This window comes from Streptomyces sp. NPDC007189, assembly GCF_040703635.1.
GTDB lineage: Bacteria > Actinomycetota > Actinomycetes > Streptomycetales > Streptomycetaceae > Streptomyces.
The window spans coordinates 165,383-188,347 of record NZ_JBEYEY010000004.1 but is presented as its reverse complement, the minus strand read 5'-3'; the positions used below and the strand labels follow the sequence as shown (position 1 = coordinate 188,347).

At 73.5% G+C, this 22,965-nt stretch carries 19 protein-coding genes; 8 read left to right on the top strand and 11 right to left on the bottom strand.

Annotated elements, in window-relative coordinates; all coding sequences use genetic code 11:
- Nucleotides 1-37 precede the first annotated feature (37 nt).
- Nucleotides 38-1,561 carry an aldehyde dehydrogenase gene (gene adh / locus AB0950_RS09995; RefSeq protein WP_366778268.1) on the top strand — a complete coding sequence of 508 codons (1,524 nt, stop codon included), beginning with the start codon at nucleotides 38-40 and terminating at the stop codon, nucleotides 1,559-1,561.
- Between the two features lie 93 nt (nucleotides 1,562-1,654).
- Here the strand turns inward: adh and xdhC are convergent, their stop codons facing one another.
- Genes xdhC through AB0950_RS09980 form a run of 3 tightly spaced genes read right to left on the bottom strand, consistent with a single transcriptional unit; the run spans nucleotide 1,655 to nucleotide 6,382 of the window.
- Nucleotides 1,655-2,464 carry a xanthine dehydrogenase accessory protein XdhC gene (xdhC, locus tag AB0950_RS09990; RefSeq protein WP_366778267.1) on the bottom strand — a complete coding sequence of 270 codons (810 nt, stop codon included), beginning with the start codon at nucleotides 2,462-2,464 and terminating at the stop codon, nucleotides 1,655-1,657.
- Nucleotide 2,465: 1 nt separating this feature from the next.
- Nucleotides 2,466-4,922 carry a xanthine dehydrogenase molybdopterin binding subunit gene (gene xdhB, locus AB0950_RS09985; protein ID WP_366778266.1) on the bottom strand — a complete coding sequence of 819 codons (2,457 nt, stop codon included), beginning with the start codon at nucleotides 4,920-4,922 and terminating at the stop codon, nucleotides 2,466-2,468.
- Nucleotides 4,919-6,382: an FAD binding domain-containing protein gene (locus tag AB0950_RS09980; RefSeq protein ID WP_366778265.1), complete on the bottom strand. Its 1,464-nt coding sequence runs from the start codon at nucleotides 6,380-6,382 to the stop codon at nucleotides 4,919-4,921. Before AB0950_RS09980 ends, xdhB begins: the two co-directional genes overlap by 4 nt.
- Before the next feature lie 510 nt (nucleotides 6,383-6,892).
- Here AB0950_RS09980 and AB0950_RS09975 point away from each other — a divergent pair.
- The gene (locus AB0950_RS09975) at nucleotides 6,893-7,531 is read left to right on the top strand and encodes a DedA family protein (protein WP_360575004.1); all 639 of its coding nucleotides are present in this window, start codon (nucleotides 6,893-6,895) and stop codon (nucleotides 7,529-7,531) included.
- Nucleotides 7,532-8,012: 481 nt separating this feature from the next.
- Here AB0950_RS09975 and AB0950_RS09970 read toward each other — a convergent pair whose 3' ends face one another.
- The gene (locus AB0950_RS09970) at nucleotides 8,013-9,632 is read right to left on the bottom strand and encodes an amidohydrolase (protein ID WP_360146624.1); all 1,620 of its coding nucleotides are present in this window, start codon (nucleotides 9,630-9,632) and stop codon (nucleotides 8,013-8,015) included.
- 981 nt (nucleotides 9,633-10,613) lie between these two features.
- A complete protein-coding gene (locus AB0950_RS09965) occupies nucleotides 10,614-11,246 on the bottom strand; it encodes a TetR family transcriptional regulator C-terminal domain-containing protein (protein WP_366778264.1) in 633 nt (210 codons plus the stop codon).
- Between the two features lie 91 nt (nucleotides 11,247-11,337).
- Here AB0950_RS09965 and AB0950_RS09960 point away from each other — a divergent pair, with 91 nt between their 5' ends.
- The 3 genes from AB0950_RS09960 to AB0950_RS09950 all read left to right on the top strand — a co-directional run bounded on the left by AB0950_RS09960 (nucleotide 11,338) and on the right by AB0950_RS09950 (nucleotide 14,654).
- On the top strand, nucleotides 11,338-12,798 hold the full coding sequence (locus AB0950_RS09960) for a cytosine permease (protein WP_366778263.1): 1,461 nt from the start codon (nucleotides 11,338-11,340) through the stop codon (nucleotides 12,796-12,798).
- A gap of 161 nt (nucleotides 12,799-12,959) precedes the next feature.
- Nucleotides 12,960-13,319 (top strand): DUF779 domain-containing protein, encoded by a 360-nt coding sequence (locus tag AB0950_RS09955; protein WP_360146633.1) that lies wholly within the window; start codon nucleotides 12,960-12,962, stop codon nucleotides 13,317-13,319.
- Nucleotides 13,320-13,415: 96 nt separating this feature from the next.
- The gene (locus AB0950_RS09950) at nucleotides 13,416-14,654 is read left to right on the top strand and encodes a phosphodiester glycosidase family protein (protein WP_366778262.1); all 1,239 of its coding nucleotides are present in this window, start codon (nucleotides 13,416-13,418) and stop codon (nucleotides 14,652-14,654) included.
- Between the two features lie 3 nt (nucleotides 14,655-14,657).
- Here the strand turns inward: AB0950_RS09950 and AB0950_RS09945 are convergent, their stop codons facing one another.
- The 6 genes from AB0950_RS09945 to AB0950_RS09920 form a co-directional block, all read right to left on the bottom strand.
- Nucleotides 14,658-14,852, bottom strand: coding sequence for a hypothetical protein (locus AB0950_RS09945; RefSeq protein WP_360575009.1), 195 nt, complete (start codon nucleotides 14,850-14,852; stop codon nucleotides 14,658-14,660).
- Nucleotides 14,853-14,955: 103 nt separating this feature from the next.
- The gene (locus tag AB0950_RS09940; RefSeq protein WP_366778261.1) at nucleotides 14,956-15,819 is read right to left on the bottom strand and encodes a phosphatidylinositol-specific phospholipase C/glycerophosphodiester phosphodiesterase family protein; all 864 of its coding nucleotides are present in this window, start codon (nucleotides 15,817-15,819) and stop codon (nucleotides 14,956-14,958) included.
- Between the two features lie 161 nt (nucleotides 15,820-15,980).
- A complete protein-coding gene (locus tag AB0950_RS09935) occupies nucleotides 15,981-17,054 on the bottom strand; it encodes an acyl-CoA dehydrogenase family protein (protein WP_366778260.1) in 1,074 nt (357 codons plus the stop codon).
- A complete protein-coding gene (locus tag AB0950_RS09930) occupies nucleotides 17,051-18,235 on the bottom strand; it encodes an acyl-CoA dehydrogenase family protein (RefSeq protein WP_360146648.1) in 1,185 nt (394 codons plus the stop codon). The genes AB0950_RS09935 and AB0950_RS09930 overlap by 4 nt, the downstream gene beginning before the upstream one ends.
- The gene (locus tag AB0950_RS09925; RefSeq protein WP_366778259.1) at nucleotides 18,232-19,197 is read right to left on the bottom strand and encodes an NADPH:quinone oxidoreductase family protein; all 966 of its coding nucleotides are present in this window, start codon (nucleotides 19,195-19,197) and stop codon (nucleotides 18,232-18,234) included. The genes AB0950_RS09930 and AB0950_RS09925 overlap by 4 nt, the downstream gene beginning before the upstream one ends.
- A 100-nt stretch (nucleotides 19,198-19,297) precedes the next feature.
- Nucleotides 19,298-19,873, bottom strand: a complete 576-nt coding sequence (locus AB0950_RS09920) for an XRE family transcriptional regulator (RefSeq protein ID WP_366778258.1) — start codon at nucleotides 19,871-19,873, stop codon at nucleotides 19,298-19,300.
- 65 nt (nucleotides 19,874-19,938) lie between these two features.
- Here AB0950_RS09920 and AB0950_RS09915 point away from each other — a divergent pair, with 65 nt between their 5' ends.
- Genes AB0950_RS09915 through AB0950_RS09905 form a run of 3 tightly spaced genes read left to right on the top strand, consistent with a single transcriptional unit; the run spans nucleotide 19,939 to nucleotide 22,921 of the window.
- Entirely contained in the window at nucleotides 19,939-20,883 is a 945-nt protein-coding gene (locus tag AB0950_RS09915; protein ID WP_360575012.1) for an NAD(P)/FAD-dependent oxidoreductase, read from the top strand.
- Between the two features lie 29 nt (nucleotides 20,884-20,912).
- The gene (locus AB0950_RS09910) at nucleotides 20,913-22,451 is read left to right on the top strand and encodes an ATP-dependent DNA ligase (protein ID WP_360146660.1); all 1,539 of its coding nucleotides are present in this window, start codon (nucleotides 20,913-20,915) and stop codon (nucleotides 22,449-22,451) included.
- Complete coding sequence (locus AB0950_RS09905; protein ID WP_360146663.1) at nucleotides 22,448-22,921, top strand: NUDIX domain-containing protein; 474 nt, start codon at nucleotides 22,448-22,450, stop codon at nucleotides 22,919-22,921. Before AB0950_RS09910 ends, AB0950_RS09905 begins: the two co-directional genes overlap by 4 nt.
- Nucleotides 22,922-22,965: the final 44 nt, after the last annotated feature.

Below are 22,965 nucleotides of genomic sequence, written 5' to 3'. Positions count from 1 at the left end.
CAACGGCGGGCGGCACTGCACCGGGAGGCAGACCAGCATGACTCGTTACGCGGCGCCGGGCACCGAAGGCGCGATCGTCTCCTACCAGTCGCGCTACGACCACTTCATCGGTGGCGAGTACGTGCCGCCGCTGCGCGGGCAGTACTTCGAGAACCCGTCGCCGGTCAACGGGCAGCCGTTCACCGAGATCGCGCGCGGCACCGCGGAAGACGTCGAGCGGGCACTGGACGCGGCGCACGAGGCCGCGCCGGGGTGGGGCCGTACGCCGGTGGCGGAGCGCAGCGACATCCTGCTGAAGATCGCCGACCGCATGGCGGCCAACCTCGAAGCCCTCGCGGTGGCGGAGAGCTGGGAGAACGGCAAGCCGGTGCGGGAGACGCTGGCGGCCGACATCCCGCTGGCGATCGACCACTTCCGGTACTTCGCCGGGGCGATCCGGGCGCAGGAGGGGTCGCTCGGCGAGATCGACGACGACACGGTGGCCTACCACTTCCACGAGCCGCTCGGGGTCGTCGCGCAGATCATCCCGTGGAACTTCCCGATCCTGATGGCGGCGTGGAAGCTGGCGCCGGCGCTGGCCGCGGGCAACGCGGTGGTCCTCAAGCCGGCCGAGCAGACCCCGGCCTCCATCCACTACTGGGTCAGCCTGATCGCGGACCTGCTGCCGCCCGGTGTGCTGAACATCGTCAACGGCTTCGGCGTGGAGGCGGGCAAGCCGCTGGCGTCCAGCCCGCGTGTGGCGAAGGTGGCGTTCACCGGGGAGACCACGACCGGACGGCTGATCATGCAGTACGCCTCGGAGAACATCAAGCCCGTCACCCTGGAACTCGGCGGCAAGTCGCCCAACATCTTCTTCGACGACGTGTGGGCGCACGACGACGACTTCCGGGACAAGGCGCTCGAGGGCTTCACCATGTTCGCGCTCAACCAGGGCGAGGTGTGCACCTGCCCGTCCCGGGCGCTGGTCCAGCGCGGCCACTACGCGGAGTTCCTGCAGGCGGCCGTGGAACGCACCCGGCAGATCAAGCCGGGCCACCCGCTGGACACGGACACGATGATCGGCGCCCAGGCCTCCAACGACCAGCTGGAGAAGATCCTGTCCTACCTGGACATCGGCCGGCAGGAGGGCGCGAAGGTCCTCACCGGCGGTGAGCGCGTCGAGTACGACGGCGAACTGAAGGGCGGCTACTACGTCCAGCCGACCATCTTCGAGGGCGACAACCGCATGCGGATCTTCCAGGAGGAGATCTTCGGCCCGGTCGTCTCGGTGACCTCCTTCGACGACTTCGACGACGCCATCAAGATCGCCAACGACACGCTGTACGGCCTCGGCGCGGGCGTGTGGACCCGTGACGCCAACACCGCGTACCGCGCGGGCCGCGCGATCCAGGCGGGCCGGGTGTGGACCAACTGCTACCACGCCTACCCGGCGCACGCGGCCTTCGGCGGCTACAAGCAGTCCGGCATCGGCCGCGAGACGCACAAGATGATGCTGGAGCACTACCAGCAGACGAAGAACCTCCTCGTCTCCTACTCACCGAAGAAGCTGGGCTTCTTCTAGGCCACAGCAAGGGGCGCCTGACCTGGGCCTGTGCCCGTCAGGCGCCCCTCGCCGAGCCCCCTCGGAGGGCGGCGCTCGGCCCGCGCACCGCTGTCAGTTGTTCTCGGTGTCGAAGGTGCGCAGCAGGTCGGCGGCGACGCTCACCGCGATGGTCGCCGGTTCCTTGCCGGTGATGTCGGGGAGGCCGATCGGGGTCTTGATCCGGTCGATGGCGGTCTCGTCGTGGCCTCCCTCGGTGGCGAGGCGCTTGCGGAACCTCGCCCACTTGGCGGCCGAGCCGATCAGCCCGATGGAGCCGAGGTGGCTCGTGCGCAGGGCGGCGTCGCACAGTGCGGCGTCCTCGGCGTGATCGTGGGTCATGATCAGGACGTGGGCGCCGCGCGGCAACTCCTCCAAAACCTCCTCGGGCAGCAGCGGCGTGTGATGCACGTGCACCTGTGCCACCGCGTCCGCGAGCACGTCGAGCCGCTCCTTGGCGAGGACGTCGGAGCGGGTGTCGATCAGATGGAGGTCGAGGTCGTGACGGGCCAGGATGCGCGCCAGTTCCAGCCCGACATGACCGACGCCGAAGATCGCCACCGCGTGTACGACCGGCAGCGGTTCGAGCAGCACCGAGACCGTGCCGCCGCAGCACTGCACGCCGTGCTGGTTGGTCACCTTCTCGTTCAGGGCGAAATCCATCAGCTCCGGCTCCGGCTTGGACGCGGCGATCATCTCCCGGGCCCGGTCGATGGCGACGGCCTCGACATTGCCGCCGCCGATCGAGCCCCAGGTCCCGGTCCGCCCCACGACGAGTTTCGCACCGGCGTCGCGCGGGGCATGGCCGCGCACGGTGGCGACGGTCACCAGCACGCCGGGCTCCCGGCATGCCCGCAACCGTGCCACCGCTGCGATCCACGTCATGTCAGGCACCGTTCAGCGCTTGTGCGTCGGTGCGGACCCTGCCGTTCCTGCCGCCCTTCACCTGCCCGTTTCCAGGATGGCCGTTGACGGCGAACCCGTCCACGGCGTGGCCGTTGCGGGAGGCACCGTCCTGGCGAGCCGCCTGGATCGCCCAGTACACCGCCTCCGGTGTCGCGGGCGAGGCCAGCTCGAGGCTGACCCCGCTCGGCCCGAACGCGGCGGCGGCCTGGCGCAGCGCCTCGCGCACCGAGAACGCCAGCATCAGCGGAGGCTCGCCGACCGCCTTGGACCCGTAGACGGCGCCCTCCTCGGTGGCGTTCTCCAGCAGGGTGACGTTGAACTCCTCGGGCATCTCCGAGAAGCTCGGCAGCTTGTAGGTGCTCGCGGCCTGGGTCAGCAGCCGGCCGCGGTGCGGGCCGTCACCGGTGTCCCAGCGCAGGTCCTCGAGCGTCAGCCAGCCCGCGCCCTGCACGAAACCGCCCTCGACCTGGCCGATGTCGATCAGCGGGGAGAGGCTGTCGCCGACGTCGTGCACGATGTCCACGCGCCGGATGCGGTACGCGCCGGTGAAGCCGTCCACCTCGACCTCGGTCGCGGCGGCGCCGTGGGCGAAGTACTTGAACGGCGAGCCCCGGAACGTCTTCGCGTCCCAGTGCAGACCCTCGGTCCGGTAGAAACCGGCCGCCGACAGCTGGACGCGCTGGAAGTACGCGGCGCGCACCAGGTCGTCCCAGGCCAGCTCCTTGTCGCTGCCCAGGGCGCGCGCGACGCCCTCGACGATGCGCACGTCCGAGGCGTTGCCGCCCAGCTGGGTGGCGGCCACCTGCAGCAGTCGCTCGCGCAGCTGCTCGCAGGCGTTCTTGATCGCGCCGCCGTTGAGGTCCGCGCCCGAACTGGCGGCGGTGGCGGAGGTGTTGGGCACCTTGTCGGTCCGTGTCGGGGCCAGGCGGACCTTGTGCAGCGGGATGCCCAGCGTGGTCGCGGCCACCTGGAGCATCTTGGTGTGCAGGCCCTGGCCCATCTCGGTGCCGCCGTGGTTGATCAGGACGGAGCCGTCCTTGTAGATCAGCACCAGCGCGCCGCCCTGGTTGAAGGCGGTGAGGTTGAAGGAGATGCCGAACTTGATGCCGGTGACCGCGAGGGCCCGCTTGGTGTGCGGGTGCGCGGCGTTGAAGGCGGCGATCTCGCGCTTGCGGTCGGCGATGCCGGCGTTCTCCTGCACCTGCCGCCAGACGGTGGAGATCCGTTCGGGCTGCGTGACCGGCTGGCCGTACGGCGTCGTCTGGCCCTGACCGGGCCGGTAGAAGTTGCGTTCCCGCAGCTCCATGGGGTCCAGGCCGAGCAGCGGCGCGCAGCGGCCCAGGATGTCCTCGATGACGAGCATGCCCTGGGGTCCGCCGAAGCCGCGGAAGGCGGTGTTGGAGACCGTGTTGGTCTTGGCGATGCGGCCGGCGACGCGGGCGTTGGGAATCCAGTAGGTGTTGTCGATGTGGCACAGCGCTCGCGCCAGCACCGGCTCGGAGAGGTCCAGGCTCCAGCCGCCGTCCGCGGTCAGCGTGGCGTCCAGGGCCTGGATACGGCCGTCCGCGTCGAAGCCGATCTTCCACCGGGCGTGGAACCCGTGCCGCTTGCCGGACATGGTCAGGTCCTGGGTCCGGTTGAGCCGGAAGCGGACGGGCCGGCCGGTCAGCTTGGCGCCGAGCGCGGCGACGGCCGCGAACCCGTGCGGCTGCATCTCCTTGCCGCCGAAACCGCCGCCCATGCGCAGGCACTGCACGGTCACCTCGTGGGCGGGCACGCCGAGCACGTGGGAGACGATCTCCTGGGTCTCCGACGGGTGCTGGGTGCTGCTCTGGATGAACACCTGCCCGTTCTCGTCGACCTGGGCCAGCGCCGCGTGCGTCTCGAGGTAGAAGTGCTCCTGGCCGGAGAACTGGAACTCGCCGGTGAACACGTGCGCGGAGTCGGCGAAGCCCGCGTCGGTGTCGCCCTGCTCCATCACGGGCTGGGCGCCGTGGTAGCTGCCGGCGGCCATGGCGTCCTGCAGCGTGACCAGGGAGGGCAGTTCGTCGATCTCCACCTCGACGGCGGCGGCTCCGAGCCGGGCCGCCTCGAGGGTCTCGCCGAGCACCCACGCGACCGCGTGGCCGTAGAACATGACCTCGTCGGGGAACAGCGGCTCGTCGTGCTTCATCCCGGCGTCGTTGACGCCGGGCACGTCGGCGCCGGTCAGCACCCGGACCACGCCGGGCACGGCGAGCGCGGGCTCGGTGCGCAGCGCGGTGATCCGGCCGTGGGCCTTCATCACCTGCACGGGGTAGGCGTGCAGGACGTCCTTGGTGCGGTGGACCAGGTCGTCGGTGTAGAGCGCGGTGCCGGTGACGTGCAGGGCGGCGCTCTCGTGGGGCATCGGGACGCCGACGACGGGCTTTTCGGGGCGTTCGGACAGATGGCTCATGACGAGACCGCCTCGTTGGTGTGCGCGTACAGCTTCAGCAGGCTCTGGCCGAGCATCGCGGAGCGGTACTCGGCGCTGGCGCGGTGGTCGTTCATCGGCGTGCCCTCGGCCCGCAGCACCTGGGCCGCGGCCTCGACGGTCTCGGCCGCCCACGGCTTGCCCTCCAGGGCGGCCTCGGTGCCGAGGGCGCGGATCGGGGTGGCGGCCACGCCGCCCAGGCCGATGCGTGCCTTGCGCACGATGCCGTCCTCGATGTCCAGCGCGAAGGCGACGGCCACGCTGGAGATGTCGTCGAAGCGCCGCTTGGCGATCTTGTGGAAGGCCACGACCGGGGACAGCGGCTTGGGGATGCGCACCGCGCGGATCAGCTCGCCGGGACGGCGCACGCTCTGCCGGTAGCCGGTGAAGTAGTCCGCCAGCGGCACCACCCGTTCGCCGTCGGCGTCGGCGAGCACCACCGACGCCTCCAGCGCGAGCAGCGCGGGCGGGCTGTCACCGATGGGCGAGCCGGTGCCCAGGTTGCCGCCGAAGGTCGCGCTGTTGCGGATGAGACGGGATGCGAACTGCGGGAACAGCTCTGCCAGCAGCGGGACGCTGCCGTCGAGGCGGCGTTCGATCTCGGTGAGGGTCAGCGCCGCCCCGATCTCGATGTGGTCGGACTCGACGCGCAGTTCCCGCAGTTCGGGCAGCCGGTCGACGGCGATGACGCAATCCGCCCTACGGGAACGGATGTTGACCTCGACACCCCAGTCGGTGGAGCCGGCGACCACCGCGGCGTCGGGCCGCTCGCGCAGCAGCCGCAGCGTCTCCGCCAGGGTGCTCGTGCGCAGGAACGTCCCGCCGTCCTGGGTGTACGCGGTGGCGACCGGCGCGGGCGGGGCCTGCTCGCGACGCCGCGCCAGCGGGTCGTCGTCGGTGGGCGTGCCGACGGCGAACGCGGCGTCGCGGATCGGGCGGTATCCGGTGCAGCGGCACAGGTTTCCGCTCAGGGAGTGCAGGTCGAACCCGTTCGGGCCGTGCTCGGCGTCCTCGCCGCCGGCCGGGTCCGCGTGCGCGCAGCGGTCCGGCCGGTAGTACTCGGCGGCCATGCTGCACACGAATCCGGGCGTGCAGTAACCGCATTGGGAGCCGCCGCGGACCGCCATCTCCTCCTGCACCGGGTGCAGGGTGGGCGCCGTGCCGGCTTCGCCCGGGGTGGCGAGCCCCTCGGAGGTGACGATCTCCTGGCCGTCGAGCGCCGCGACCGGGACCAGGCAGGCGTTGACCGCCACCCAGTCGGTGGGCTTGTTCACTCCGGGCCGGGCCACCAGGACCGAACAGGCGCCGCACTCGCCCTCGGCACAGCCCTCCTTGGTGCCGGTGAGGCCGCGCTCGCGCAGGAAGTCCAGCACTGTGGTGTGGGGCGCAGCCGGTGCGATCGGTGCTTCTTTCCCATTGACCGTGATCCGCGCTTCTACCATGACGGGCCTACATTTCGGGACGCGAGGGGCCGATTCATCATGTTCGCCAATTTTCAGGCACTTTCTGTGTTCAGACGCGCCGCGGGAGAACAGCAGGCGCGGGACGGCACGCGTCAGAGACGTGCCGGAAGGTGGTGACGGGAGACCCGGAATGTGCCGCGCAGGGGCACATCAGAAAACGGCGCGTTCAGCAGCCGTGCGCGATCCGACCCGGAACCCAGGCGGTGAGCTGGGCGAGGCGACCGAGATCAGAGCTGGTGTTCATCCGCTGGTCGCCTCCTTTCGGTAGTTAGGGATCGGCTATCGCAAGCTAGTGGCTGGGGCCACCGAGGTCAAGAGGTCGGGCGGCCGACCCGGCATGCGGGACTGAGGAGGCTGGTGCGACGGCTCGCGCCTTCTCGGGGTACCCGTCCGTGGCACGTCCCGTCCCTCTCCGCCGGGGCGGTTTCCGGCCGGGCGGGTGATGCTGGTGGCGGGGAGCCCTGCGAGGAGGCCAGGAGGCGCGGCGAGGTGATGGCCGTCAACCCGATGAACAGCGCCTCGGTGCTGGCCGCCTTCGGCGCGCTCGGCGTCCTGGTGGTGATCTTCGCGGAGTCCGGTCTGCTGGTCTTCGGCTTCTTCCTGCCCGGGGACACCCTGCTGTTCCCGGCCGGCGTGCTGTGCGCGGGCAGCGCGGACCAGCCGCCCCGGCTGGCTCTGTGGCAGGTGCTGCTGTGCGCCGCGGTGGGGGCGGTGGCCGGCGGGCAGGTCGGGTATCTGATCGGGCGGCACGGCGGACGGGCGCTGCTGGCCCGCACCTCCAGCCGGCGGGTGAAGGGGGCGGCCGCCCGGGCCGAGGAGCTGCTGGCCCGGTACGGCCAGGGGAAGGCGCTGGTCATCGGCCGGTTCGTGCCGTTGCTGCGGACGGTGCTGCACCCCGTGGCCGGCGTCCTCGACGTGCCCGTGCGGACCTTCACGCTCTGGCAGACCGTCGGCGGGCTGCTGTGGTCGCAGACGCTCGTCCTCGCCGGTTACACCCTCGGCACGTCCGTCCCGCACGTCGAGGACTATCTGCTGCCGCTGGTCGCCGTGGTCGTCGTCCTGTCCCTGCTGCCCCTGCTCCTGGAGGCCCGCCGCGCCCGCCGCGAGCACCGCCAGGAGTCCCGCTGACGGCGCCACGCCTTCTCTTTGGCCCGGGCCCGCCGCGAACGACGGCAGACGCTCCGCAGAGGGCGTGCCAGTCGCACCCGTCGCTCGTTGCCCGAGCCGCCGCGAGCGCCGCCAGACGCTCCGCAGAGGACGCCACGCCCAGCCGCGCCCGCCGTCCTCGCCGGGGCCCGTCGCGCGCGCCGCCAGGCACCCCGCTGAGAGCGCCACACCCAGCCGCACCACGCCGCCATTGACCCGGGCCCGCCGCGCGCACCACCAGGCAGCCCGCTGAGAGCGTCACACCCAACCGCGCCACGCCGCCATTGACCCGGGCCCGCCGCGCGCGCCACCAGGCAGCCGGCTGAGGGTGCCACGCCCAGCCGCGCCCAGTGTCCTTGCCCGGGCCCGCCGCGAACGCCGCCAGGCGCCCCCGCTGAGAGCACCACGTCCAGCCGCACCCCCGCCGTCCCGGGCCCGCGGCGGCACCGTCGCCGGGACCGGGTCACACCCCCGTCACCCGGTGCGTCACCCGGCCCCCGACGGCCGTGAGCAGCACCGGAAGCTGGGCCAGGTCGGTGTCGGCGACCTTCAGCGGGTCGTCGGCCAGGACCGTGAGGTCGGCCCGCCCGCCGACGGTGAGGCGGCCGGCCAGGGTCTCCTCGCCCGCGGCCCAGGCGGGGTTGACGGTCATGCCCTGGAGGGCCTGCAGGGCGGTCAGGGCCTGGTCGGGACCGTGCGGCGGCAGGGAGAGGTCGGCGGGACGGCGGTGCCGTGCGCCGGCCATCACCTGCAGCGGCGGGTACGGCGCGATGGGCCAGTCGGAGCCGAGCACGACCCGCGCCCCCGCCTCCCAGAGGTCACGGCAGCGGAACGCCCGCCCGGCACGCTCCGCGCCGAGCCGCCGCGACCAGTTGTCGGTGTGGTCGGCGCGGGTGAACTCGCAGCAGTGCGTGGGCTGCATGGAGGCGGCGACGCCGAGCGGCGCGAACCGCCGTACGGTGTCGTCCGGGACGGTCTCGATGTGCTCGATCCGGTGCCGTACCGCGCCCGCGCTCTCCGTCTGCGCCTTCTCGACGGAGTCGAGCACGTGCCGCACCGCCGCGTCGCCGATCGCGTGGGTGGCCGTGGGCACGCCGGCCCGGTGCAGGGCCGTGACGACGTCGGTGTAGCGCCGGGGGTCGGGCCAGTGGGCGTGCGCCGACTCGCCGTGGCAGTCGGGGGTCTCCAGCCAGGCGGTGCCGTTGTCGATGGTGCCGTCCATGAACAGCTTCACGCCCGCCACCCGCCACAGAGCGCCGCCGGTGCCCTGGAGCCGGATCAGCTCGGCCACGCCGGCGTCGTCCGCCTCGGGCCGGCACCAGGGGGCGATCCGCAGGCGCAGGGGGAGGGCGTCCTCGGCCTCCAGCGCGGCGTAGACGGCGAGGCTGTCGCCGTTGGCGTCCATGGCGTGGCCGCCGGTGAGGCCGGCCGCGGCCATGGCGCTGAGCACCTCGGCGGTACGGGCCCGTACCTCGGCCTCGGTGGGGCGGGGTGCGACGGCTTCGACGAGTTCACAGGCGGCGTCCTCCAGCAGCAGGCCGGTGGGCCGGCCCTGCGCGTCGCACACGATCTCGGAGCCCTGGTCGAAGTGCCGGGGCCCGTCGACGCCGGCGAGTTCGAGCGCGCGCTCGCTGGCCAGCGCCGAGTGCGCGTCGAACAGGTCGATGAGCGCGGGGATGCCGTGAAGGACCTCTCCGAGGGCGGCGCTCGTGACCGGGGCGGTCCCGAAGGCGTTGGGGTCCAGGCCCCAGCCGCGCAGCCAGGCGCCCGGCCGCAGCGCGCGTGCCGCCGCGGCCAGGGCGGTCCGTACGGCGTCCAGGTCGCGGCAGCCGGAGAGGTCCACGCCCATGGTGCGCTCGGCGCCGGACACCGGGTGCAGATGGCCGTCGGTGAGGCCCGCGGTCACCACGGCCCCGCGCAGGTCCACGACCGTGCTGCCGGGACCGGCGAGGGCGCGGGCGTCCCGGTCGTCACCGAGGAAGCTGATCCGCCCGTCCCGCGCGGCGAGCGCGGTGTGCGGAAGGAACTCGCCGGTGCCGGGGTCGAGCAGCCGGGCGGAGAGCAGGACGAGGTCGGCGGGCACGGGGGCTCCTTTTCAGCGGGAAACGGTAGGGCGGGTCGGGTCAGGCAGCGGGGTCCAGGGCCCCGTAGGACGGGCCGGGTCGGCGGCGGCATCCCGGGCACCGGCGGGGCGAGCCGGGTCAGGCGGCCGGATCAAGAGCACCGGCGGCGCGCGCCGCGCCAGGCAGCTGGATCCAAGGCACCGACGGGGCAGGCCGGGCCAGGCCCCGGAGTCCAGGACGCCGGTGGCGCAGGACGGGCCAGGCCGCGGAGTCCAAGGCACCGGCGGGCAGGCCCGGGCCACGCCCCGGAGTCCAGGACGCCGGTGGCGCAGGCCGGGCCAGACGACCCCAGCCAAGGCACCGGCGGGGCGCGCCGTACCAGGCGGCCGGATCCAAGGCGCCGGCGAGACGGGCCGAGCCAGGCGGCCGGATCCAGAGCGCCAGCGGGGCGCGCCGAGCCAGGCGGCCGGATCCAGAGCGCCAGCGGGGCGCGCCGGGCGAGGCCGCCGGATCCAGGGGCGGCGCAGGCCGCGCCAGGCGGCTGGATCCAAGGCACCGGCGGGGCAGGCCGGGCCCAGGCCGCGGAGTCCAGGACACCGGTGGCGCGGGCCGGGCCAGGCCCCGGAGTCCAAGGCACCGGCGGGACGGGCCGCGCCAGGCCGCCGGATCCAGAGCACCGGCGGGGCGCGCCGCGCCAGGCGGCCGGATCCAGAGCGCCAGCGGGGCGCGCCGGGCGAGGCCGCCGGGTCCAGGGGCGGCGCAGGCCGCGCCAGGCGGCCGGATCCAAGGCACCGGCGGGGCGCAGGCCAAGGCGGCCGGATCCAGAGCACCGGCGGCGCGCGCCGCGCCAAGTGGCCGGGCCCAGGGCGCCAGTACGCCGGGCCAGGCTGCGGAGTCCAGGACGCCGGTGCCGGAGCCGCGCCAGCCCGCGAGGGCCAAGGCACCGGCGGCACAGGCCACGTCAGGCGGCCGCGTCCGCGGTACCGGCGGCACAGCCCGCGTCAGGTGGCCGGATCCAAGGCACCGGACGGCAGGCCCAGTTCCCGTTCCGCGGTGGTCACGGGCATGCGCAGTACCGCGGCCGGCCGTTCAGGCGTGACGGTGTTGGCGTGGGCGCCCAGGCCGTCGAGGACGACGAGGATCTGGACGGTCGCGGCCAGGGGGTCGTCGGCGCGGAACTCGCCGGCGGCGACCCCGGCCCGGATCAGGTCCTCGAGCCGGCCGCGCCAGGCGGCCTCCTGCTCGGCGACACGGGTGCGCAGCACCGGCCGGTAGCGGCTGAGGTGGCGGGCGTTGATCCACAGCCGGCTGACGGCGTCGTACGCCTCTCCCGTGGTACGGGCGAGGAAGCGGGCGAGGCGGCCGGTGGGGCTGCCCTCGGGGCGCTCGGCGGGCAGCAGCCGGTCGAGTTCGGCGGTCGCCGCGCTGCCGAACGCCTCGGCGACGAGGTCCTCGGCGGAGGGGAAGTAGTGGCTGATCAGCCCCGGGCGCACCGCGAGTTCCTCGGCGATGCGGCGCAGGGTGATGCATTCCAGGCCCTCGGTCAGGGCGATGGCGGCAGCCGTGCCGACGATCTCCGCCCGGCGGGCGGCGGGGTCTTTGCGAATCCGTGTGCGCTGAACGCTTGACGACATACCGGCGATGCTATTGAGTGTGCGACCAATAAGCAACTGGTCAGGCGCCCAATAAGCGTCCGGGCCGGTCCCCCAGCTCCCGGAGGGCCTCATGGCGTCCACGCTCCCCGACCCGATTCCCGACGCACACGCGCACCGCGCGGCCGCGGACGCGCACACCTCCGGCGGCTCCGTCCGTTCCGGACGGGCCGGCGGCATCGAGGCGCACGGCATCGACCACATCCCCGACGCCGAGCGGCGCGGGCGGCCGCGCGAGCTGTTCTCGGTGTGGGCGGCCGCGAACGTGAACTACCTCAGCCTGGTGGTCGGCGGCGCGCTGGTGCTGATGGGGCTGAGCCTGTGGCAGGCGCTGGCGGTGATCGTCGCCGGGAATCTGTTCTGGCTGCTCACCGGGCTGCTCGCGGTCTCGGGACCGGCGGCGGGCGCGCCGAGCGAGGTCATCACGCGGGCCATGTACGGGGTGCTCGGCAACCGGGTCAACAACGCGGTCACCGGCTGGATGATCTCCGTCTGCTACTTCGCGCTGAACCTGGCGGCCGCCGCGACCGCGGCCTTCTCGCTGGTCGCCCGGACCGGTCTGCCGGTGAACACCGCGGTGAAGGCCCTCGTCGTGGTGGTCATCGCCGCGCTCACCCTCGCCATCAGCGTCTGGGGCCACGCCGCGATCATCCGGCTCTACGTGCCCATCACCCTCGCGCTGACCGCCGTCTTCGCCGCGGTCGGCTTCGTCGTCGTACGGCACGCCGACTTCGGCTACGTCCCGGACCGGCCGCTGACCGGCACGCCGCTGTGGGCGGCCCTACTGGCCGGTGTGGCGCTGATCGCCTCGGGCCCGCTGTCGTACACCACCAGCGCGGACTTCTCCCGCTACCTGCCGCGCACGGCGTCCGCCAGGGCGGTGGCCGGATGGACGGCGCTCGGCGGATTCCTGGCCAGTGTCCTGGTCTGCGGCATCGGCGCGCTCGCCGCGACCGCCGTCGACATGAGCGACCCGGAGTCCTCGCTCCAGCGGCTGCTGCCCAGCTGGTTCCGCCCGCTGTTCCTGCTCGCCCTCGTCCTCGGCACCGTCGCCCTGAACGCGCTGACCGCCTACAGCGCCGGTCTCGCCCTGCAGGCCGTCGGCATCCGCATCCGGCGCTCGCGCAGCGTCCTCGTCGACGGCACCGTCTCCGTCTGCCTGACCCTGTACGCGCTGCTCGTGTCGGACTTCCTCGACACGGTCGGCAACGTGCTGCAGCTGACCGTGGTGCTGCTCGGCCCGAGCACGGCCGTCTACGCCACCGACATCGTGCTGCGCCGCAACCGCTACGACGGCCTCGCCCTCGGCGACGAGTCCCGCACCGGGCCCTTCTGGTACGCGGGCGGCTTCAACCCGGCCGGGGTGCTGGCCCTCGGGGCGGGCGTGGCCGCGGCCGCGGTGTGCGTCGACAGCGTCTACACCGGGCCCGTCGCCGCCGCCCTGGGCGGGGTCGACCTGGCCCTGCCGGCGGGCCTGGTCGTCACGTCGGCGGTGTACGCGGTACTGGCGCGCCGGACCCGCGTCACCGGCTGACGCCCGGCCGTGCGCCACCTCGACGGCCCGGTGGTGAACCTCTTCAGCCTCCCCTGCCGCCTCCCGATGTCCAACCAGGCCTTCTGGACGGTCCGGTGACGATCCGTGAGACTGGACCGCATCCGATGGCCCCGCGCCCCGGCTCTCCAGGACGGTGACCCATGGACGACGAAGTCCCCCGCGTCGAACTCACTCCTCAGGCCGCGGACCTGGTCCGGCGGCTGCACGCCGAGCACGGTCCGCTGATGTTCCACCAGTCCGGCGGCTGCTGCGACGGCAGCGCGCCCATGTGCTACCCGGACGGCGAGTTCCGCACCGGCGGATCCGACGTGCTGCTGGCCGAGCTGACGGTGGACGGCGTGGCCGAGCCCGTCACGTTCTGGATGTCCCGGAGCCAGTACCAGGCGTGGCGCCACACCCGGCTGATCGTGGACGTCGTGCCCGGACGGGGCAGCGGCTTCTCACTGGAGGCACCCGAGGGGGTGCGTTTTCTCACCCGTTCTCGCGTAGTCGACGCCTAGTCGGCCCGGCGGTCGCCGCACTCTGGTCCACTGCCCCGTACAACCCGTACGACAGCCCGTACGGCAGGGACAGTTGACGAGACATCAGGGAGCACGGTGACCAGACCTCGCAGGCGTGCGGCAGCGGGCAGAGCGGTTCTCACGGTGGTCACGGCGTTCGGTGTGCTGGCCGGTGCGGCCCTCGCGGGGGCGGCACCGGCCGGCGCCGTACCGGACGGCAGACGGATCGCACCGGGCGTCACCTACCGGCAGTTCGACGTCGCCGCGGGCGCGGGCACGGCACACGCCCATCTCCTCACGGTCGACCTGGGCGATCCGCACGTCCGCGTGGATCTGCTGCATCCGGGCGCGGTGGCGGCCCGGGCGACCGTCTCCCGGATGGCGGACGCGGCCGGGGCGGTCGCGGGCGTCAACGGCGACTTCTTCGACATCAGCGAGAGCCAGCACCCGGGCGTGGACGCCACCGGCGCGAGCGTCGGACCGGCCGTCGCGGACGGGCAGGTGCTCAAGGCGGCGGTGCCGGACGGCCAGCGGTTCGGGCCCGCGCTGCCACCGGGCGCCCGTACGCGGGACGTGCTCGGCGTGGGCACCGACCGGCGGGCCCGGCTGGACCGCCTCACCCTCACCGGCAGAGTGACCACACCGGAGGGCTCGTTCCCGCTGCAGGGCCTCAACCAGTACGCGCTCGCGGAGGACTCCGTCGGCGCCTTCACCTCCCGGTGGGGCAGCGTCTCCCGGACGCGTGCCGTCTGCGGCACCGACACCGAGCGGTCGGCGCCGTGCAGTTCGGACGCCTACGAGGTGACGGTGCGGGGCGGGCGGGTGGCCTCCACCGCCGACGCACCGGGTAGCGGCCCGATCCCGGCGGGCACCACGGTCCTGGTGGGCCGGGAGGAGGGCGCGCAGCGGCTGCGCAAGCTGTCCGTCGGTGACCGGGTGACCGTGACCCACACTCTGGTGGCGGCCTCCTCCGGCGTGCCGTACACGTTCGCGATCGGCGGTTTCCCGGTGCTGAGGGACGGCCGGGCGCTGCCCGGCCTGGACGACGCCGCCTCGACGGTGCGCACGGCCGTGGGCGTGGCCGACGGCGGACGGCGGCTGCTCATCCTGGCGCTGGACGGCGCCGCCGCCTACCGGACCGGGATGACGGTCGCGGAAGAGGCGGACACCATGCGCTCGCTGGGCGCGTCGGACGCGTTCAACCTGGACGGGGGCGGCTCGACGGAGCTGGTCGCCCGCGAGGAGGGCGCGAGCGGCGTCACGGTCCGCAACCATCCGAGCGGTGGCGCCGAGCGTCCGGTCGCGAACGGCATCGGGGTGTTCTCGGCCGGCTGAGCTTCACGGCCGCAGGCTGCTCACCAGGTCGGCGGTGGTGGCGATGCCGCTGTGGATGGTGGGCGCCAGACACGTACCGGCCAGAAAGAAGCCGAGCAGCACGCAGACCACGGCGTGGGACAGCTTCAGCGCGCAGTTACGGACGAAGATCACGGCCAGGACCAGGAGCAACAGCACCGCAGAGACGGGAATGACCACCGGGAAACCTCCTCCGCCACGCCTCGTGAGCGGCGTTCGGCCGCAAGTCTGACGCAGCGGAGGGTTCGAGCGGGCGGCTGACGTGTCCCCCGAACGTGTGGTGTCACACGGTGGGGTGGGCGTCGAGGAAGGCTTCGAGGCCGGCCAGGTCGTCGGTGTTCAGATAGTCGACACCGGCGGCGAGCAGTTCCGTCCACAGGGCGTCGCGGGCCGGGCCCGCGGCGTCCGGGGCGGACCAGAACCGCACCTGCTGCCCGCGGGCGTGGGCGGCGGCGGTGATCCCGTGCAGCTTCTGCCGTTCGGCGTCGGGGAAGGCGCCCTCTCCCGTCCAGGTGAAGTTCTGCGTCCAGTTGTCGCTGATCAGCGGGATGAAGGTGGCGGGGGCGGCGCTGCGGAGGTCGGTGAGCCGGCCGTCGTAGAAGGCGCGCCGCTCGTCCTGCGCCTCCATGGGGACGCGGGCGGCCCGGTCGCCGGAGACGACGGCGGTGACCGGTCCCGGGTGCACCCGGCCGTGCGCGTACCGGGTGAACAGGTGCGGGTAGCGGCGCAGATGGCGGTCGAGTTCGAGGTACGTCGACGAGCCCTCGGTCTTGATGTCGATCAGGAGCTGCAGCGGCCGGCGCCACCCCCGGTACACCGTGCCGTGGTGGGCGCGGACGCGGGCGGCGAGCGGGTCGAGGTAGAGGGACTCCAGGGTGCGGGACGGGTCCAGCTCGGAGCTGTCGTGGCCGATGAGGAGCTGGTCGCCGACGAGGAAGATGTCGGCCTCCACGCTGCCGAAGCGGTGGTCGAGCGCGTCGGACAGCGGCCGGGGGTGCTCGTAGTCGTTGTGGGCGTGGGCGTTCCACAGCGGGCGCGGGCCACGCGGGGCGCCGCCCGCCCAGGCCTGTGAGGCGGGCAGGGCGACCGCGCCGGCGAGGGCGGCGCCGAGGGTGGTGAGGGCTCTGCGGCGGGTGGTGAGGGCCATGCGCTGCCTCCCTTGAGGTGCCGGATGGGACCGAAGGGAGTATGCGGTGCCTCACCGCCCAACGGGCAGCCTCTCGCGGGGAGTTGGCGCGTTGTTCACTTCTCGGCGAAAGGGCGCGGAAAAGCCCGCCCCGGGCGGGGCGGGCTTCACGCAGTCCGGCGTCAGGGCGCCTGGAGGCCGACCAGTGCGGCCAGCGCCTCCCGGTGGGCTCCCGCCGTGCCGTGGGCGATCGAGTCGGCCTTGGCCCGCTTCAGATACAGGTGGATCGGATGCTCCCAGGTCATCCCGATCCCGCCGTGCAGTTGCAGCGCCTCCTCGGCGGCGTGGACGGCGACGGGAGCGGCGTAGGCCTGGGCGACCGCGACCGAGACGTCCGTGTCCTCACCGGTGGCCAGCGCGTCCGCTGCGGCGCGGGCGGCGGCGCGGAGGTTGACGACCTCCAGCCACAGCTGGGCGAGCCGGTGCTTGAGCGCCTGGAAGCCGCCGACCGGCCGGTTGAACTGCTTGCGCTCCTTCAGATGGCGCACCGTCTCGGTCAACGCCCAGTCGGCGACGCCGAGTTGCTCGGAGGCGAGCAGTCCGGCGGCGGCCCGCAGGGCGCGTCGTACGGCGGGTTCGGCGTCGCCGACGCGGCGGCCGGGCGCACCCTGAAGGCGCAGGGTCGCCAGCGGCCGGGTCAGGTCGAGGGAGGTCTGCGGGAGGACCGTCACGGCGTTCGCGGCCACGGCGTACAGGCCGCCGTCGTCGGCGGGGACGAGCAGGACGTCGGCCACGGCCGCGTCGGCGATGCCGGTCAGCTCCCCGTGCAGCGCGCCGTCCTCCAGCCGTACGGTCTTGACTGCGGCGCCCGAAGCCGTGTGCAGGCCGACCGCGAGGGCGCCGATGGCGCGCCCGGCGGCCAGCTGTCCGAGCAGCTCCTCGTCCCGGCAGGCCAGCAGGGCCTCGGTGGCCACGACCGCGCTGGTGAGGTACGGCACGGGCGCGACGGCCCGGCCCAGCTCCTCCAGGACCACGGCGACTTCGCGGGCGGAGGCGCCCTGGCCGCCCTGCTCCTCGGGCACCAGGAGTCCGGCCAGGCCCATGCCCTCGGCGAGGGACTTCCACAGGGCGAGGTCGTGCGGGGTGTCCGACTCGATGCGGGCGAGGACGTCCGCCGTGGAGCAGTGGTCCGTGAGCAGGTCGCGTACGGCGGCCCGCAGCGCCTCTTCCTCCTCCGAGTACAGCAGGTCGGTCATCGGGCGAGGTCCTTCCAGGCGACGTCCTTGTCGGTGCGCGGCTCGGCCGGCAGGCCGAGGACCCGCTCGGCGACGATGTTCAGCAGGACCTCGCTGGTCCCGCCCTCGATGCTGTTGCCCTTGGCGCGCAGATAGCGGTAGCCGGCGTCACGGCCGGTGAAGTCGACCAGCTCGGGGCGGCGCATGGTCCAGTCGTCGTACAACAGGCCCTCCTCGCCGCGGAGTTCGACCTCCAGGCCGCTGATCTCCTGGTTGAGACGGGCGAAGGCGAGCTTCATGCCGGCGCCCTCGGGGCCGGGCTGGCCGACGGCGAGCTGCTGGCGCAGGCGTTCGCCGGTGAGCCGGGCGACCTCGGCCTCCACCCACAGCTTCAGCAGCCGCTGGTGCAGATCGTGGGTGCGCAGCTCGGGGCGTTCGCGCCAGGTCTTCGCGACCGGGCCGATCATGCCGCCCTCGCGGGGCAGCCGCATACCGCCGATGGCGACGCGCTCGTTGTTCAGCGTGGTCTGCGCGACCCGCCAGCCGTCGCCGGTCTCGCCGAGGCGGCGGGAGTCGGGGATGCGGACGTCGGTGAGGAAGACCTCGTTGAACTCGGCCTCGCCGGTGATCTGCCTGAGCGGGCGGACCTCGACACCGGGGTCGGTCATGTCGCAGATGAAGTAGGTGATGCCCGCGTGCTTGGGCACGGTCGGGTCGGTGCGGGCGATGAGGATGGCCCAGCGGGCGTTGTGCGCCCCGGACGTCCACACCTTCTGCCCGTTGACGACCCACTCTCCCCCCTCCTCACGCACGGCCCTGGTCCCGAGCGCGGCCAGGTCGGAGCCGGCGCCCGGCTCGCTGAACAACTGGCACCAGATCTCCTCGCCGATCCACAGCGGGCGCAGATAGCGCTGCTTCTGCTCCTCGGTGCCGTACTTGAGGATGGTCGGCGCGGCCATGCCGAGCCCGATGCCGTTGCGCCGCGCGTCGTTGTCGGGGGCGCCGGCGGCCTCCAGTTCGGCGTCCACGACGGCCTGCAGGGAGCGCGGGGCGCCCAGTCCGCCGAGCCCTTCCGGGTAGTGGACCCAGGCGAGGCCGGCGTCGAAGCGGGCGCGCAGGAAGTCCAGGCGCTCGGTGTCGGCGGGCGGGTGCGCGGCCAGCAACTCCCTGGTGCGGCGGCGCAGTTCCTCGGCGTCGGTCATGCCGCTCCCTCCATCACCACGGCGATCCGGCCGGTGGAGCGGCCGTCCGCCACCTTCTGCACGGCCGCGGCGGCCTCGCCGAGCGGCACCCGCTCGCTGACCAACGGCTTGATCGCGCCGCGGGCGGCCAGGTCGGTCAGCTCCTCGTGGCAGCGCAGGACCAGCTTGGGGTTCTTGGTGTTGTACAGGCCCCAGTGCAGGCCCATGATCGAGTAGTTCTTCACCAGCGCGTGGTTGAGGGCCGGGCTGGGGATGGTGCCGCTCGCGAAGCCGACGACGACGATCCGGCCCTCGAAGGCGACGAGCTTGGCGGACTGGGCGTAGGCCTCGCCGCCGACCGGGTCGTAGATCACGTCCGCGCCCCGGCCGCCGGTGGCCTCCTTGACGGCCGCGATCACGTCCTCGCTGCTGCGGTCGACCACGACGTCGCAGCCCAGCTCGCGCGCCACGGCGGCCTTCTTTGCGCCGCCGACGACGCCGATCACGGTGGCGCCGGCCGCCTTGCCGAGCTGGACGGCGGCACTGCCGACACCTCCGGCGGCGGCGTGCACGAGCAGGGTCTCCCCCGCCTCCAGCCGGGCCCGGCGGTGCAGGCCGAACCAGCCGGTCTGGTAGCCGATGTGCAGCGCTGCGGCCTCGGCGTCGTCCAGCGACTCGGGCGCGGGCAGCAGGGCGCGGGCGTCGGCGAGGGCGTACTCGGCGAAGCCGCCGTACGGCAGCGCGGGGTTGGCGATCACCCGGCGGCCGTCCTCGGTCTCGCCGCAGATCTCCACGCCGGGCGTGAACGGCAGCGGCGGACGCACCTGGTACTGGCCGCGGCACAGCAGCGCGTCCGGGAAGTTGACGTTGGCGGCCCGCACGCGCAGGCGCACCTGGCCGTCACCGGGGGTGGGGGGCTCCACCTCCGCCAGGCGCATCACCTCGCTCGGCTCGCCGTTCTCGTGCACTTGCCATGCCTGCATGCGGGGCCTCCACGGGACTGCTTCGTCTGACCGGGTCCGCCTGCATACTAAGCGGTCGCTTGCCCATCAGGGAACACTCAGCCCGGTCACGTGCACGGCATCACGTCCGGGACGCCGGCCGGGCCCGGACATGCATCCGCTCGCCCTGCGGCCCGAACAGGCTGAGGAACTCCGCCGGCCCCTCCCCCGTCGAGCCGAACCAGTGCGGCACGCGCGTGTCGAACTCGGCGGCCTCCCCCGCCGTCAGCACCACGTCGTGCTCGCCGAGGACCAGCCGCAGCCGGCCGGAGAGCACGTACAGCCACTCGTAGCCCTCGTGCGTGCGCGGCTCCGGTTCGAGCCTGCGCTGCGGCTCCAGAACCTTGAAGGCCTGCAGGCCGCCGGGCTGGCGGGTCAGCGGCCAGTGGGTGCGCCCGCCGTGGACGATCGGCTTGGACCGCACCCGCGGGTCCCCCACCGGCGGCGCGCCGACCAGCTCGTCCAGCGGCACCTGGTGGGCCTGCGCGATCGGCAGCAGCAGTTCGAGGCTGGGCCTGCGCAGGCCGGACTCCAGCCGGGACAGGGTGCTGACGGAGATGCCGGTGGCCTCGGACAGGGCGGCCAGCGTCACCTCGCGTTCCTTGCGGATGCGCCGCAGCCGCGGCCCCACGTCCGCCAGTACGTCGTCTGTGCTCATGCCCTCCATTGCAGAATCGGCAAATGCGTTTGTCAATGCGGCAGGCTCGGAGCGACCGTCGCGTCATGAGTGAGAACACCGAGAGCAACAGGTACGACGTGGTCGTCGTCGGCGGTGGGGCCGCCGGGCTGTCCGCCGCGCTGGTCCTCGGCCGGGCCCGGCGCCGCACGCTGGTGGTCGACGCGGGCGAGCCGCGCAACGCACCGTCCGCGCACATGCAGGGCTATCTCTCCCGCGACGGCATGTCACCGGCCGAGTTCCTGGCAGTCGGGCGCGAGGAGATCGCCCGCTACGGCGTGGAGCTGGTCCGGGACCGGGTCGTGGACGCCGGCCGGGACGCCGGCGGCTTCACGGCGCGGCTGGCCGGCGGACGGCCGGTGCGGGCCCGGCAGCTGGTGATCGCCACGGGCCTGAAGGACGAGCTGCCCGAGGTCCCGGGGCTGGCCGAGCGGTTCGGCCGGGACGTGATCCACTGCCCGTACTGCCACGGCTGGGAGGCCCGCGATCTGCCGACCGGGGTGCTCGCGACCTCGCCGCTGAGCGTCCACCAGGCGCTCATGGTCACCCAGTGGTCCAAGGACGTGCGGCTCTTCCTGCACGAGGTCGGCGAGTCGGAACTGACGGACGACGACCTGCGCCGGCTGGCCGCGGCCGGGGTCGCGGTCGTCCCGGGAAAGGTCGCGGAACTCGTCGTCACCGACGACCGGCTCACCGGGGTGCGGCTGGCGGACGGCACGGTCCACGACCGCGAGGTGCTGTACGCCGCCCCGCGCGCCGTGCCGAACAACGACCTGCTCCTGCGGCTGGGCGCCGAGCTGCGCGAGACCCCGTTCGGCGCGTACCCGGTGATCGACGAGCGCGGCCTGACGACCGTCCCCGGTCTGTGGGCGGCGGGCAACGCGAGCGGCTTCGCCGAGCAGGTGATCAACGCGGCGAGCCGGGGCTACCGGGCAGGGGCGGCGATCAACGGGGAGCTGCTGATGGCGGATCTCGACTCCGTCCGGGTGTAGCCGCCGCTCCCCCGGTGCACGATGACTTCATGTTGCTCACCCGGCTCGCCCAGGTGTCACGGGAAGTCGCCGCGACAGCGGCCCGGTCCCGCAAGACCGCGCTGCTCGCGGAGCTGTTCCGGGAGGCGGAGGCGGACGACGTGCCGGTCGTCATCCCGTACCTGGCCGGGCGGCTGCCGCAGGGCCGGCTCGGCGTCGGCTGGAAGGTGCTGAGCAGGCCGGTGCCGCCCGCCGCCGAGCCCTCCCTCACGGTCCGCCAGGTCGACGCGCTGCTCACCGCGCTGGGCAAGGTGTCCGGGCCGGGCTCGCAGGCGGAGCGGGTCCGGCTCGTCGGCGAGCTGATGGGCGCCGCCACCGAGGAGGAGCAGCGCTTTCTGCGGGGGCTGCTCACCGGCGAGGTACGGCAGGGCGCCCTGGACGCGGTCGCGGTGGAGGGCCTCGCCCAGGCGACCGGCGCCGACCCGGCGGCCGTACGCCGGGCGGTGATGCTCGCCGGGTCGCTGCAGACGGTCGCCCAGGCCCTGCTCGCCGAGGGACCCGGGGCGCTGGAGCGGTTCCGGCTCACCGTGGGCCGGCCGGTGCTGCCGATGCTGGCGCACAGCGCGTCCTCGGTCGCCGAGGCGGTCCAGAAGCTGGGCGCCTGCGCGGTGGAGGAGAAGCTGGACGGGATCCGGGTGCAGGTCCACCGGGACGGCGACACGGTCCGGGTGCACACCCGCACCCTGGACGACATCACCGGCCGGCTGCCCGAAGTGACCGCCGCCGCGCGGGAGTTGCGGGGCGAGCGGTTCATCCTGGACGGCGAGGTGATCTCCTTCGACGCGGCCGGGCGGCCGAGGTCCTTCCAGGAGACGGCGGGCCGGGTCGGCTCGCGGACGGACGTGGCGAAGGCCGCCGAGGAGACCCCGGTCTCCCCCGTCTTCTTCGACGTCCTGTCGGTCGACGGCACCGATCTGCTGGACCTGCCGTTCGCCGAGCGGCATGCGGAGCTGGCCCGGCTGGTGCCCGAGCCGATGCGGGTGCGGCGCACGGTCGCCTCCGGTCCGGCGGACATCCCGGAGGCGGAGCGGTTCCTCGCCGAGACCCTGGGCCGCGGTCACGAGGGCGTGGTGGTCAAGGCGCTGGACGCGCCCTACAGCGCGGGCCGGCGCGGCGCCGCCTGGCTGAAGGTCAAGCCGGTCCACACGCTCGACCTGGTGGTGCTGGCCGCCGAGTGGGGCCACGGCCGCCGCACGGGCAAGCTGTCCAACCTCCACCTCGGCGCTCTCAACCCGGACGGCACCTTCGCCATGCTCGGCAAGACCTTCAAGGGCATGACCGACGCGATGCTCGCCTGGCAGACCGAGCGGCTGCGGGAGCTGGCCGTCGAGGACGACGGCTGGGTGGTCCGGGTCCGCCCGGAACTCGTCGTGGAGATCGCCTACGACGGCCTCCAGCGCTCCTCCCGCTACCCGGCCGGCGTCACCCTCCGCTTCGCCCGGGTGGTCCGCTACCGCGAGGACAAGCGGCCCGAGGAGGCCGATACCGTGGATGCCCTGCTGGCGGCCCACCCGGAGGTCATGCCGTGACGGTGCGTGCGACGAGACGCAGCGCGGGACTGCTGTTGTTCCGGCATACCGCCGAGGGACTTGAGGTGTTGCTCGGCCATATGGGTGGTCCGCTCTGGGCGAAGAAGGACGCCGGGGCGTGGACCGTCCCCAAGGGCGAGTACGACCCCGGCGAGCCCGCCTGGGAGGCCGCCCGGCGCGAGTTCCGGGAGGAACTGGGGCTGGCGCCGCCCGACGGGGAGGCCGTACCGCTCGGGGAGGTCGCGCAGAAGAACGGCAAGATCGTCACGGCGTGGGCCGTCGAGGCGGACCCCGACCTGAGCGGCTTCCGGCCCGGCACCTTCACCATGGAGTGGCCGCCGCGCTCCGGCCGGATGCGCCGGTTCCCGGAGCTGGACCGCGTGGAGTGGCTCGGTCTGGAGCGGGCCCGCGAGCTGGTCATCACGGCGCAGGCCGCGTTTCTCGACCGGCTGGCGGAGCACTCGGCCTGAAGGGATGCCACGCGTTGCGGACGGCCGTAGCGCGCGCGAAGGTG